This is a genomic window from Polaribacter sp. BM10 (genome assembly GCF_002005425.1).
GTDB classification, from domain to species: Bacteria; Bacteroidota; Bacteroidia; order Flavobacteriales; family Flavobacteriaceae; genus Polaribacter; species Polaribacter marinaquae.
The window spans coordinates 75,566-89,847 of sequence record NZ_CP019704.1; the positions used below are offsets into that span (position 1 = coordinate 75,566).

Below are 14,282 nucleotides of genomic sequence, written 5' to 3' on the forward strand. Positions count from 1 at the left end.
TTTGAATTGTTGAAGTTAAGTTATTTTCTTTCTAAAAAATCTTGATAAGAGTCTTGCGTTAATGCTTTACCTAAAGAATCTAAATTAGCGCTTGTTTTACCATATTTGGTAATAGGTTTTTTGCTTACATAATCAAAAAGATAAAAACCATCTTTATTTATTGTACCAAAACCTTTGTTAAATACATAATGCGCATATTGCTTGTCTGAATTGTTAAATAGATTTTTACCAAACTTAAATTCAGAATTATTTCCTTTTAATAAATCTAAAAGCGTGTAAGAAAAATCTACTTGACTTGTTATATTATCAATATTTATTCCTTTTTGATGCAGCGCGCCACCTAACCAAAGCATCGGGATTTGAAATTTTTTTGGTGAAAAGTATTCACCTTCATGTTTAGGAGAACTATGCCCGTGGTCTGCCATAATAACAATTAGTGTTTCTTTATACCAATCTTGTTTTTTTGCAAAATCTATAAATTTACCAATGTATTTATCTGTGTAAGCATGAGAACTTCTAAATAAATCATCTTGATTTTTTTCACCAAATTTATAAGTGTCGTTTAATTCAAAAGGTTCATGACTAGTAGATGTTAAGGCAATAGCAAAGAAAGGTTTGTCTTGTTTTTTAGCTAAATCGTTACCAAAACGTTCTAAAAATACGTTATCGAAAGCTCCCCATTTAGAGTTCCAATCCTTCTTATCAAACTCGCTACCATCAATAATTTCATCTATTTCTGCAATTCTTAAATAGGTGTTTAAGTTTCCGAAGTTTAAATCGCCACCATAATAAAAAGACGTATTGTAACCCAAAGCACTCATTTCTTTAGGCAACATTGGTAAACTTCTAGATTTGTTGGGCATTCTCATTATTTTTTTAATTGGCTGCGGATAATAGCCACTTAAAATTGCAGGAATTCCTTTGTCTGTTCTATCTCCATTTCCATAGAAATTTGTAAACCAAATACCTTCTTTAGATAATCTGTTTAAGTTTTCGGTAACGGTAGGTTCGCCATTTAATGCGCCAACAACTTTAGCGGTTAAACTCTCCCAAATAATTAAAATAACGTTGGGTTTTTTTATGTTTAAAATAGAATCTCTATCACTTTTTAAAAGTTGATTTTTAGTTTTATTGATGATGTTTACGGCTACTTTTTCATCAAACTGTTTATAAATATTGATGTTACTGGTTTTATGAGTTACTGTGTTAGAAAAGTTCCAAATAAAATTGATGGCAGCATGATTTGCAAACATTTTTTTAGAAAAGTAAACATTACTTTGATTTACAGGAATCTCTTGCAAACCACCTCTTAAAGGTATAATTAAAGAAGCTGTAAGTAAAAGAAATAAAGGTATTTGTATTGGATTTTTGGTATTAAAGGTTTTAAAAGTTTTGTTTATTGTTTTCTGAAAAAGCTTAATAAAAACAAAAGAAATTAAGAGCCATAAAATTAATCCAGAAATAATTTGAAAATTAGACGCAGAAGCAAACATGACTTCTGGGGTGTTGAGGTAACTTAAAAAAGTTGTGTCTAAACGAACGCCCCAAGCAGCATAAAGACTTGCATCAATAATTAAAAATAAAGTTATAATTGTAATAGCGAAATAAGAATACCATTTAATAATATTTCTGATTTGTAAAGGACTTGTTAAAATAGAGATTACGACAAGAAAAAACGGAATAATGCTTAAATATGAAGTAAAAGAAGCGTCTAGTCGTAAACCATAACCAAAGGTTTTTAAGATGGTAATGAAATCTAGTTTTAAAGTTTCAGAAACATAGAAAAGTAAAAAGAATAAACGAGCAAAGACAAAATATGCAATCCAAATAAAAAAATAGAATATTAGAAATGAAAGTCTATATGCAAGGTTTTTCATAATGTTAATCTGTTACTTTTAAACGAGCCTTTGCGGTAACAGAAACATCAGAATATGTATTGTTTAAGTATTTTAAATAACCTGTTATCGCAATCATTGCAGCGTTGTCTGTAGTAAACTCGAATTTTGGAATGTAAGTTGTCCAACCAAAATGTTTTTCTGCTAATTCTAATCGGTTTCTAATTTCTGAATTTGCAGATACACCACCAGCAATTGCTATGTGTTTTATGTTTGTTTGTTTAACCGCATTTTTTAATTTGGTCATTAAAATTTCTACAATTGTATATTGTATAGAAGCACAGATATCGTTAAGATTTTCTTCAATAAATTTAGGATTTATTCTTTGTTGCTTCTGAATAAAATATAAAATTCCGGTTTTTAAACCACTAAAGCTAAAATCTAAATCGCCTACTTTAGGTTTTGTAAAAGGATATGCTTTCGGATTTCCTAGTTTCGCATATTTGTCTATTAAAGGCCCTCCAGGATAAGGTAAACCTAAAATTTTTGCAGATTTATCAAAAGCTTCTCCAACAGCATCATCAATTGTTTCGCCTAAAACTTCCATTTTAAAATGATCAGAAACTTTTACAATTTGGGTATGACCGCCACTAATTGTTAAGCAAATAAATGGAAATGGCGGAATTTTACTATCTTCATCTTCTATAAAATGAGCTAAAATATGAGCTTGCATATGATTTACATCAATTAAAGGAATTTGTAAACCAAGTGCCAAAGATTTAGCAAAAGAGGTACCAACCAAAAGCGAACCCATTAAACCAGGACCGCGTGTAAATGCAATTGCAGATAATTTGTCTTTATCAATATTGGCTTGTTCTAGGGCTTGTTGTACAACGGGTACAATGTTTTGTTGATGTGCTCTAGAAGCTAATTCTGGTACAACACCACCATATTTAGAATGTACTTCTTGGTTTGCAACGACATTGCTTAATACTTTACCGTTACAAATTACAGATGCACTAGTATCATCACAAGAAGATTCTATACCTAAAATATAAATGGGTGTTTTCATAAAAAATTAAAAAGCTATATAAATTGCAAAATTAAGTATAATTTTAAGTTGATTTTCCTTTTTTAATAATAGAAATTTAATTCTTTGTTAAATTTGCACGTTCTTTGTAATACGTGGCAATATTTTTGATTACTTTTCTTTAAATATTCTATAAAAACTAAAACACACTATCATTAAAAACTTTAGTAAAAAAATATTAAAATGGTTAGGGTACTTTGTGCTCTTTCTGCTATTAATAAGCATCTTACTTTCTACATCTTTTGTGCAAACAAAGTTAGGAGTATATGCAACTAAAAAAATTAATGAAAGTTACAATACAAATTTAAGCATTGGTAAGGTAAATCTTTCTTTTTTAGGAAGTGTAGCCTTTAAAGATGTGCAAATTAGAGATCATCATAAAGATACTTTAATTTTTGTTTCAGCATTAAACACTTCGTTATTAAGTGCTAAAAAAGTTTTAAATAATCAATTGTTATTCGGTGATATTACATTACAAGATGCGCAATATTACATGAAAACTTATAAAGGAGAAACAGAAGATAATATGGCTGTTTTTCTAAACTCATTTAATAGTAATAAGAAAAAAGATTCCTTAGCACCAAAATTTATTTTAAAAGCTGCCAACGTTTACGTACAAAACTTAGATTTTAAATTAATAAATGAAAACAATATAAAACCGTTAAGCTTTGCAGCTTATAAGATTGGCGGAAATGTGCAAGATTTATCTATTGAAGGAGCCAATTTGTCTATAAATGCTAGAGGATTACATTTTGAAACCAATCAAGGTTTAGAAATTACCAATTTTACAACGGATTATAAGTTTACTAAAACGGATATGAAGTTTTACGACACACAATTACAAACGGAAAATTCGAATGTTTTTGGTGATATTGATTTTACATACAAGCGAGAAGATCTAAAAGAGTTTAATGATAAAGTAGATATAAGTGCAAAATTTGATAAAAGCAGTATTAAAATTCAGGATTTAAAAAAGTTTTACAAAGAATTAAACGGAAATGACGTAGTTAGTTTTTCTGGAGATATGAATGGGAAACTAAATGATTTTAAATTAACCAACTTAAACTTATCATCAGAAAAAGGAATTAAGTTAAAAGGAAATTTAGCTTTTAAAAATGTGGTTAATACAGAAAGAGGCTTTGTTTTTAATGGAGATTTAAATAATTTAACTGCAACATATAACGATCTAAAAAGTATTCTACCTAATTTGTTAGGTAAAAATTTGCCTACAGAATTTAACAAGTTAGGTTTATTTAGAATAGCCGGAAATGTAAATGTAACACCAACTAGAATGAGAGCTTCTTTAAAGATGAATTCTCAAATTGGTAGTGTGGTCTCAGATTTAGAAATTGATAATATAGATGAAATTGATACGGCTTCTTATGTTGGTGATATCGAGTTAATCAATTTTAATATTGGTACTTTTTTTAATGATCCTTTATTTGGTACCGTTTCTTTAATTGGTGATGTTAACGGTAGCGGATTTAAATTAGAAAACATTAATACAAAGTTTATTGGAAATATTTCTGAATTAAATTTTAATCAATATTCGTATAAAAATATTGTGGCAAATGGCCAATATCAAAATAATAAATTCGATGGAGATTTAGTTATTGATGATGCGAATTTTAAAATGAAGTTTACTGGATTGGCAGATTTATCAGCAAAAATTCATAAGTTCGATTTTAAGTCTGATATCGAATACTTAAATCTAAAAGAAACTAATTTATTTGTTAGAGATTCTACGTCAGTTGTAAAAGGGAATATAGAATTAGATATAGAAGGAAATACTTTTGATGATATTCTTGGGAAAGCAGTTTTTAAAAATGTGTTGTATACTAATCAGAAAAAAGAATACACATTTAAAGAGTTTGCGGTTACATCATCAATAAAAGATAGTGTTAAAACCATAGATGTTGCGTCTAAAGATATTGCGCAAGGGTATATTAAAGGTAAGTTTTCGTTTTCTGAGTTGCCAAAAGTGGCGCAAAATGCGTTAGGAAGTATTTATACCAATTATAATCCATATGATGTTGCTCCAAATCAGTTTTTAGATTTTAACTTTACTGTTTACAATCAAATTGTAAATGTTTTTTTTCCTGAAATTTCAATTGACGATAAAACTAAAATAAAAGGAAGAATAATATCTGATGAAAATTTCTTTAGGCTTACATTTAATTCGCCCAAAATAGATGCTTATGGCACAGAGGTTAAAACAATTTCTTTAAGAACCGATAATAAGAATCCACTTTATAATACTTCTTTAACTGCAGAAGAAATTAATACAGATTATTATAATATTTCTAAGTTAAACTTATTAAACAGAACAGAGAACGATACGTTGTATTTTAAATCTGTTTTTAAAGGAGGAAAAAAGAAAAATGAAGATTTTAATTTAGATTTCTTTTACACTTTTAATCCAGAAGGGAAATCTGTTTTAGGTTTCGAGAAATCGTCTTTTGTATTTAAAGAAAACACCTGGAATATTAATCCTGATAAAAAAAATACAGATAAAATAACATTCGATTTAAATACAAACGAATTCAATTTTAGTCAATTTAAATTTGTTTCCGGAGAACAAAAAATAGAATTTACAGGTAATTTAAAAGGTACCGAACAAAAAATACTTTTGGCAGATTTTACCAAAGTTAAATTGCAAAGTTTTTTACCTAAAATAGATAGTTTAGATTTAAAAGGTGTATTGTCTGGGCATTTAGATTTTGTTCAAAGCGAAGGTAATTATACGCCAGAAGGTTCTTTAACGGTAAAAGATTTTCAAGTAAACGATTTTAAACAAGGTAATTTGTTTGTAAATGTTAAAGGAGAAAATTCTTATAAAAAATATCGTGTAGATTTATCTATAGAAAACAAAGACGTTAAAAGTATTGCAGCAACAGGTGCTTTAGATTTTTCTGCACAAAGACCAATAATAGATTTAAATGTTTTTTTAGAAGAATTTAAATTAGATGCATTTAGTCCGTTAGGGCAAGATGTATTATCCTCTTTAAGAGGAACAGCCTCTGGAGATTTTACGTTAAGAGGATTTTTAAGTAATCCGGATATGGAAGGAACTTTACGTCTTAAAAATGCAGGATTAAAATTTCCTTATTTAAATGTAGATTATGATTTTGAAGGCGAATCTGAAATTACTTTATTGCAGCAATCATTTATTCTAGAAGACTTTAAATTATTAGACACAAAAAATAAAACTAGAGGTATTTTAAAAGGAGATATATCTCATTTTAATTTTAAACAGTGGTTTTTAAGATTAAAAATTGAAAGTGATAATTTAATGGTTTTAGATACCGAAAATGAAGAAGAAGCTTTGTATTATGGTACAGCATATATTGATGGTTCTGCAGATATTTTTGGGTTAACAGATAGATTAACGATAGATGTAAATGCTAAAACAATGCCTGGAACAATTTTTGTAGTTCCGTTAAAAGATGTAGAAACCGTAGATAGTTTTAGCTTAATTCATTTTAAGTCGGATGAAACAGTTGTAAAAGAAAGGCAAAACGAAATTGCTTTAGAAGCATTAAAAGGCTTGACTTTAAATATCGATTTAGAAGTAACAAAAGATGCAATAGCACAAGTTGTTATTGATGAGGTATACGGAAGTCAGTTGTCTGGTAAAGGCTCTGGTAATCTTCAAATAGAAATTAACACACGTGGTAAGTTTAATATGTTTGGCGATTATGTAGTAGATAGCGGAGTTTACGATTTTAAGTATGGTGGTTTTGTAAATAAGCCATTTGTAATTCAAAAAGGAGGAACTGTGTCTTGGAACGGGAATCCAGCAAATGCAAATTTAGATGTAACTGCGGTTTATAAGGCAAAAGCAAATCCCGGAGTTTTATTAGAAAACTTTAATTCGAACAGAAATATAGAAGTAGATTTAGTAACAAGAATTACTGGTGGTTTATTTAATTCGAAGCAAGAATTAGATATTCAGCTTACCAACGTAGACCCAACAATTGCAAACGAATTAGAATTTATATTAAATGATAATAATGTTAACGAAAAAACCACACAGTTTATATCATTATTAGCATTTGGTAATTTTGTAAATCCTGATAAAGTAAATTTTGATGCCAATGCAACCATTACAAGTACAGCTTCTAGTGCAATAGCAGCAGCTTTTTCTAGTTTATTTAATAGTCCGGATAGTAAATTTCAATTGGGTGTAGATTATCAGCAAGGACAAAGTAATAACGATTTAGATCGATTAAATACAGATAATCAAGTAGATTTGTCTGTTAGTACGCAAGTAAGTGAAAGAGTTATTATAAACGGTAAAGTTGGGGTTCCTATTGGTACCCAAACACAATCTAGTGTTGTTGGTGAAGTTAAAGTAGAGGTTCTGTTAAATAAAGAAGGTAACTTTAGAGGTGTTATTTTTAATAGACAAAACGAAATTCAATATACAATAGAAGATCAAGGTTATACGCAAGGTGTAGGTTTGTCTTATCAAGTTAATTTTAATACACTTTCTGGGCTTTTAAAAAAGTTAGGTTTTAAGAAAAAAACCAAATTAGAAAAGAGCAAACTACAAAAAAAAGACACCACAAAAACAAAGGTCGTTTTACCTGACAATTTTGAAGGAAATTAATCATCAGTATTAATTTACATAATTTATAAATTAAAATTTTAACGATTTTAGTTTGATAACTTATAGTTTAAATAGACTTCAAAATTATTTATTATTTTTACTAAAAACATTAAGTTTTAATCATTTTTTAAATTAAAATTCCTTTATAATAAAGGGGAAATAGGCTAAAACGATTTCGTAGATTTATTTATTTAAGTGCTTAAAAAGCAGTAATTTTACAATATAGAATATGAAGAAAATTAAAAAAATAGCAGTCATGACTTCTGGAGGAGATTCTCCAGGAATGAATGCAGCAATAAGATCTGTAGTTAGAGCATGTGCATATTACAGAGTTAGTTGTGTGGGTATATATAGAGGTTATGAAGGACTTATTGAAGGTGACTTTATAGAGCTTACCGCTAGAAGCGTAAATAACATTATTAATAAAGGTGGTACCGTTTTAAAATCTGCAAGATCGCAAGAATTTAGAACTAAAGAAGGAAGAGCAAAAGCTTTTGAACACTTACAAGAAAATGAAATTGAAGCTATGGTTGTAATTGGTGGAGATGGTTCTTTTACCGGTGCTGTAATCTTTAATGAAGAATACAACTTTCCAATTATAGGAATACCTGGTACTATAGATAACGATATTTTTGGTACATCACATACATTAGGTTACGATACCGCTTTAAACACAGCAGTAGAAGCAATTGATAAAATTAGAGATACCGCATCTTCTCATAACAGATTATTCTTTGTAGAGGTAATGGGTAGAGATGCTGGTTTTATAGCTTTAAACGCAGGTGTAGGTGCAGGAGCAGAAGAAATTTTAATTCCAGAAGAAGATCTAGGATTAGATAGAATGTTAGAATCTCTTAAAAAGAGTAGAAGAACAGGTAAATCTTCTAGTATTGTTGTCGTTGCAGAAGGTGATAAATCGGGTAAAAATGTTTACGAATTAGCGCAATATGTAGAAGAAAATTTGCCAGAATATGATGTAAGAGTATCTGTTCTTGGGCATATGCAAAGAGGTGGTTCTCCTTCTTGTTTTGATAGAGTTTTAGCAAGTAGATTAGGTGTTAAGTCTGTAGAATTGTTATTAGACGGACAAACAAACCTTATGGTAGGTTTAAAAGACAACGAAGTAATAAGTACAAGTATTGCAGAAGCAATAAAAGGTGGTCATTCTATAAATCAAGAACTTTTAAGAGTTTCTGATATAATGACAACATAATATTAACTAGTAATTAAAGTAAAAAAAATGATAAAAGTAGGAATTAACGGATTTGGAAGAATTGGAAGATTAGCATTCAGATCTACAGTAAAAAGAGATAATGTACAAGTAGTAGCAATTAATGATTTATTAGATGTAGATTATTTAGCTTACATGTTAAAATACGATTCTGTTCATGGTGCTTTTGATGGTACTGTTGATGTTAAAGATGGTAAGTTAGTTGTTAACGGTAACGAAATTAGAATTACTGCCGAAAGAGATCCTGCAAATTTAAAGTGGAACGAAGTTGATGTAGATTACGTAATAGAATCTACAGGATTTTTCTTAACAGAAGAAACTGCCGGTAAACACTTAGAAGCTGGTGCTAAAAAAGTAGTATTATCTGCACCTTCTAAAGATCATACGCCTATGTTTGTAATGGGGGTTAATAACACAGAATTAAAAGCAGACCAAAAAATATTTTCTAACGCATCTTGTACAACTAACTGTTTAGCACCAATTACAAAAGTTTTAAACGATAACTTTGGTATTGTAGAAGGTTTAATGACAACTGTACACGCTGCAACAGCAACACAAAAAACTGTTGATGGTCCTTCTATGAAAGACTGGAGAGGTGGACGTTCTGCAATTGGTAACGTAATTCCTTCTTCTACAGGAGCTGCAAAAGCAGTAGGAAAAGTAATTCCTGCAATGAATGGAAAATTAACTGGTATGGCATTTAGAATTCCTACAATGGATGTTTCTGTAGTTGATTTAACTGTAAAATTAGAAAAATCTGCTTCTTATGATGAAATTTGTGCTGCAATGAAAGCTGCATCGGAAAGCGGACCAATGAAAGGTATTTTAGGTTATACTGAAGATATGGTTGTTTCTCAAGATTTCGTTGGAGATACTAGAACTTCTATTTTTGACGCCAAAGCAGGTATTGCTTTAAACGATAACTTTGTAAAAGTTGTTTCTTGGTATGATAATGAAATAGGGTATTCTACTAAAATTGTAGACTTAATTGAATATGCTGCAACTTTGTAGTCTATGAAATAAGTTTAAAAAAAATCCTGATAGAAAATTCTATCAGGATTTTTTTTTTGATTTTTCTATTCTTTATTTAACTGCAATCATGCTAATTTCTACATTCACAAATTTAGGCAAGTTTGCAACTTCTACAGTTTCTCTAGCAGGTGCCGTTTCTTCATTAAAATAAGTACCGTAAACCGCGTTTATTTCAGAGAAGTTATGCATATCAGAAATAAAAATTGATGATTTAATTACGTTTTCAAAAGTCATTTCTGCAGCTAATAAAACTTGTTTCATATTCTCCATTACTTGTTTTGTTTCATTTGTAATAGAATCTAAAACCAATTCTCCGGTTTCTGGATTAATAGCAATTTGCCCAGAAGTGTATAATGTGTTACCTGTTAAAACAGCTTGATTGTATGGCCCAATAGGTGCAGGCGCATTTTTAGTTGTAATTATTTTTTTCATCGTTGTAAGTTGTTTAGAAAGTCAAATATAATATCAATTTCACCATTATAATTATATGCAGCACAAAAAAGGAGTACCAAGCTAACAATTAATGAAAAAATAAAATCCAAAAGTTGTTAAACTTAAAAAGGATAATATATTCATTTTAAAAAAGTCTTCTATCTGGCGGTTTATTTTTATCCCATTTTAAATCTGATAATACAGAAGATTTTACACCGATAAAAAATGTGTAAGAAGAGTTGGTTCCAAAAGGAACCCAATTAAAGTTGAAATTCCAGCTATCTAAGTCTCTTGTAAAATTAAATCTAGAAAATGTAAATGCACCATTCTTAAAGTCATATCCAGAAGAATATCCTAATTTCCATTTAGGCGACAACTCTACATTTCCATTAAAAATAACGCTATGAATACCAATGTTTCCTCCGTCGATTCCGTTATTTACATAACTTGTAGAATACGCTAAACTTAAAGTCCATGGTATGTCTGCGTGGTAAAGTTTTGCTGATTTGTTTTTATCTTCTTCTGTGTTATTTACTGCATTGTTAACTTGTCCGAATCTATTTGTCGGATCAATATTTGCGCCTATAACGTCTGGAGTATTATTGGGATCTCTGTTGTTGTCTTTTTTACCTTCTTTATCTTTTTTGAAGTCAGAACTAGAAATAGAGTAATTCGCTGTTAAACTGGCGTTAGACAATCTTCCTAAAAAGTTAGAGTTAAATTCATTAATTCTAATTGGTGATCCAGATTCTGAAGCCACTACTTTGTAAGGATCTATAGAACCACTAAAGTTTATTGATAATTTGTCTTTTAAAAGCCTAGTACCTGCAGAAAAATTAACATTAGACCAACGCAAACTATCTGCAGCAATATTATAAGAACTACTAAAATTTAAATTATTTAAAATTGATATTTTTTCATCTTCTGCATCACTGTCAGGATCTTTGGGTGCAACTTTAGCTTCTAAAACGTTGTTTAAGGTAATTCCTATTGAATTACTAATTCCGGAAGAAGGAGAGCCATAAATTCCCTGATCAAAAATTGTAAATTCTTCTAAGTCATTAGGATCTGTACTTGCTTGTACCTTACGGATGTATTGTTCTTCGAAATCAGGTCTGTAAGAATAAGAAATCGAGGGTCTAATTGTATGTCTTATAGCTTTTAATCGTCCTCTATTTATATTAAAAGTACCATAAATATTAGTAGATAAACTTAAACCGGCATTATATTCTCTAAATGTTTTAAATCCGCTAATTGTATCTGTAACAACAGTTTCATTAACAGCATCGTATTTTTTATCAATATAATCGAATTGCCAAGTTTCTGTGTAATTTACACTTGGTGAAACCGTAAAATATTTAAATGCTTTAAAATTGGTATTTGTTCCGGTTCTGTGTTGCATACCAGCTCTTGCGGTTTCAAACATTTTGGCCGTTAAAAAATCATCATCTGTAGTATTGATAAGGTATTTACTATCTAAAATATAGTTAAAACCCATTTTTTGAATTGCGTTCTTTTTTACGCCGTTTTTACCTGCAAAAGGATAAATTCTGCTCATGTTTAAAGTTAAAGCAGGCAATGTCATGGTAATTTTTTCTGTATTTGTATTTTGTTGATGTTGCGCAGTAACATTTAAATTAAAAGGTGTGCCAACAAATGTTTTACTATAATTTATAGAAGAATTAAACGTGTTAGTTTGTGTTTGTGCAATGTTAAATTGATTTTGAGATTCTCTAAAAAATTTACTACTTCCTAAGTTAACAGAAGCTGTAAATCGAGAATTAGGGCTCGCTTTTGTGTCTTGATTATGCGACCATCTTAAATTAAAATTGTTACTCTTGCTAAAATCATCAAAACCTCTAATGCCATTTATATTGTTTTCGAAACTAAAATTAAAAGATCCGTTGAAACGATAACGAACTTTATAATTAGAGTTTGCTCTAAATCCCCAACTACCGTTAGAATAAGCATCACCTGTAATACCAAGATCTACATAATCATTAATTGCAAAGTAATAACCTCCATTTTGAAACCCGATTCCTCGATCGCTACTTCCAGTATCAAAAGCCGGAATTAAAAAACCAGAAATACTATTTTGTGTGATAGGAAAATATGCAAAAGGTAAGTAAATTGGTGTTGGAATATCTGCAATGTATAATTGACTGCCACCAACAATAATTTTTTTACCGGGTATAATTTTAGCTTTATTGGTACCAATAAAATAATCTAATTTTTCTGAAGTTGTAAACTTTATATCTCTAACATAAATTGTTGAATCGTTTACACGTTTTGTCTTGTTACCAAACGTAAACATTTCGCCTTGTTTGGTTTTTAAACCGTAAATTATTGCCTTTTTAGATTTAAAATTATAGATAATAGAATCTTGTTCTGATTCTTCGTTACCTTGTTTAAAAACAGGTCTTTGTGTATAGCCTGTACTGTCTATAATCCCTTTTGCAAAAAGGGTGTTTTTAGTATAATCGATTTTTATAATACCTGCTTTTAAATCGATATCTGTATACGTAATATTAGCTTCGTTATATAAGGTTACAGATTTGTCTTTGGCATTTTGAATAGTATAATCTTTGGCAACGTGGGTAATAAGATCTTCTATAGTTTCTTTGGGTTTTATAGAATCTACAGAAACAGAATCTTTTTGTTTGATAGCTAAAGAGTCTTTTTTTATTGAAAAAATACTATCTCTTTTTGTATTCGGAATAGTATCTTTCTTTTTTATTGGAACTACTATTTTTTTAGTAGGTTTAATATCTTGAGAAAAACCTAACTTTGTAAAAAAGAAGCAGCAAAATAAAAGTATATATGATAGGTTTGTTTGCAATGCTTTTAATACTATTTTTGTAAATGAATAAAAATATGGCGTAATATTTGAAACACCAAACTTAAGAATTCAAAATTAGTTAAATTTTATTGATGCAATCCCAACAAAAACACAAAAATATCATCAAAAGTAAAATTCTTTTTCTACTACTCTTCATATTTGTAGGAAACAGTATTACAATACATGCTCAAAAAGAGTATGTAGTGGTTTTAGATGCTGGCCACGGAGGAAAAGATCCTGGTAATTTAGGTAACGGATACAAAGAGAAAAATATTGCTTTAAAAGTAGCACTAAAAGTAGGAGCTAACTTAAAGAAATACAAAGATGTTAAAGTTATTTTTACTAGAAAGTCTGATGTTTTTATAGATTTATGGAAAAGAGGTGATATAGCAAATCATGCCAAAGCAGATTTATTTGTATCAATACATTGCGATTCGCACACATCAAATGCATACGGAGCAGGAACTTTTGTTTTAGGTTTAAGAGGAAATAAAAAAAACTTAGAAATTGCAAAAAGAGAAAATGCTGCAATTTTATTAGAAGATAATTATCAAAATAGATATGAAGGTTTCGATTCTAATTCTGCAGAATCTGTAATTGGATTGTCTCTGTTGCAAGAAGAAAACTTAGATAAAAGTTTAGCCATTGCAAGCCTTATTCAAAATAATTTTACATTCAAGTTAAAGAGGAATAACAGAAAGGTTAAGCAAGATAACTTTCAGGTTTTAAGAGAAACGATTATGCCAAGTGTTTTGGTAGAGTTGGGCTTTTTAACAAATAAAAAAGAAGGTAGGTTTTTAAACTCTAGTAGCGGTCAAACAAAAATGGCAAATGAAATTGCAGATGCTATTTATAATTACATCAAAAATCAAAAATTAAACACAGTTTTAGAAGATGTAACTAGTAAAAATTATTTTGATGAAGTAGAATTTAAAGTGCAAGTAGCTTCTGGTAAAAATAAAATTGCTACAAAATCTTATAATTTTAAAGGTTTAAAAAATATAGAGCGCGTTAAAGTAGGTGGTTATTACAAGTATTATTACGGTAACTCAACTTCTTATAATTTAGTAAAAAAGGCTTTATCTCTTGCAAAATCAAAAGGTTACAAAAGTGCATTTATTGTTGCAGTTAAAAACGGAGAGAAAATTTCTGTTAAAGAAGCTTTAAAAATGCAGTAAAATAAACAGATTCTAATAAAAATTATCACTAAT

At 29.3% G+C, this 14,282-nt stretch carries 8 protein-coding genes; 4 read left to right on the forward strand and 4 right to left on the reverse strand.

Features of this window, described 5'->3' with window-relative positions:
- Window positions 1-20 precede the first annotated feature (20 nt).
- Together BXQ17_RS00360 and tsaD are read right to left on the reverse strand one after the other, a co-directional pair.
- Window positions 21-1,877 (reverse strand): LTA synthase family protein, encoded by a 1,857-nt coding sequence (locus tag BXQ17_RS00360; RefSeq protein WP_077808711.1) that lies wholly within the window; start codon window positions 1,875-1,877, stop codon window positions 21-23.
- Window positions 1,878-1,881: 4 nt separating this feature from the next.
- A complete protein-coding gene (gene tsaD / locus BXQ17_RS00365) occupies window positions 1,882-2,907 on the reverse strand; it encodes a tRNA (adenosine(37)-N6)-threonylcarbamoyltransferase complex transferase subunit TsaD (protein WP_077808712.1) in 1,026 nt (341 codons plus the stop codon).
- 262 nt (window positions 2,908-3,169) lie between these two features.
- Between tsaD and BXQ17_RS00370 the strand changes: the two genes are divergently transcribed.
- From BXQ17_RS00370 to gap, 3 genes are all read left to right on the forward strand, one after another.
- Window positions 3,170-7,537, forward strand: coding sequence for a translocation/assembly module TamB domain-containing protein (locus tag BXQ17_RS00370; protein ID WP_254712391.1), 4,368 nt, complete (start codon window positions 3,170-3,172; stop codon window positions 7,535-7,537).
- Between the two features lie 229 nt (window positions 7,538-7,766).
- On the forward strand, window positions 7,767-8,750 hold the full coding sequence (pfkA, locus tag BXQ17_RS00375) for a 6-phosphofructokinase (RefSeq protein WP_077808714.1): 984 nt from the start codon (window positions 7,767-7,769) through the stop codon (window positions 8,748-8,750).
- A gap of 27 nt (window positions 8,751-8,777) precedes the next feature.
- On the forward strand, window positions 8,778-9,779 hold the full coding sequence (gap, locus tag BXQ17_RS00380) for a type I glyceraldehyde-3-phosphate dehydrogenase (protein ID WP_077808715.1): 1,002 nt from the start codon (window positions 8,778-8,780) through the stop codon (window positions 9,777-9,779).
- A gap of 72 nt (window positions 9,780-9,851) precedes the next feature.
- Here gap and BXQ17_RS00385 read toward each other — a convergent pair whose 3' ends face one another.
- Window positions 9,852-10,232, reverse strand: coding sequence for a Rid family detoxifying hydrolase (locus tag BXQ17_RS00385; protein ID WP_077808716.1), 381 nt, complete (start codon window positions 10,230-10,232; stop codon window positions 9,852-9,854).
- A 145-nt stretch (window positions 10,233-10,377) separates the two neighbouring features.
- Window positions 10,378-13,071, reverse strand: coding sequence for a putative LPS assembly protein LptD (locus BXQ17_RS00390; protein WP_222927892.1), 2,694 nt, complete (start codon window positions 13,069-13,071; stop codon window positions 10,378-10,380).
- Between the two features lie 92 nt (window positions 13,072-13,163).
- Between BXQ17_RS00390 and BXQ17_RS00395 the strand changes: the two genes are divergently transcribed.
- Entirely contained in the window at window positions 13,164-14,249 is a 1,086-nt protein-coding gene (locus tag BXQ17_RS00395) for an N-acetylmuramoyl-L-alanine amidase (RefSeq protein ID WP_077808717.1), read from the forward strand.
- Window positions 14,250-14,282: the final 33 nt, after the last annotated feature.

What these genes read in the sequence shown, in the direction of transcription:
- BXQ17_RS00360 (WP_077808711.1), bottom strand. Translation starts at nt 1,877, where the DNA reads ATGAAAAACCTTGCATATAGACTTTCATTTCTAATATTCTATTTTTTT.
- tsaD (WP_077808712.1), bottom strand. Translation starts at nt 2,907, where the DNA reads ATGAAAACACCCATTTATATTTTAGGTATAGAATCTTCTTGTGATGAT.
- pfkA (WP_077808714.1), top strand. Translation starts at nt 7,767, where the DNA reads ATGAAGAAAATTAAAAAAATAGCAGTCATGACTTCTGGAGGAGATTCT.
- gap (WP_077808715.1), top strand. Translation starts at nt 8,778, where the DNA reads ATGATAAAAGTAGGAATTAACGGATTTGGAAGAATTGGAAGATTAGCA.
- BXQ17_RS00385 (WP_077808716.1), bottom strand. Translation starts at nt 10,232, where the DNA reads ATGAAAAAAATAATTACAACTAAAAATGCGCCTGCACCTATTGGGCCA.
- BXQ17_RS00395 (WP_077808717.1), top strand. Translation starts at nt 13,164, where the DNA reads ATGCAATCCCAACAAAAACACAAAAATATCATCAAAAGTAAAATTCTT.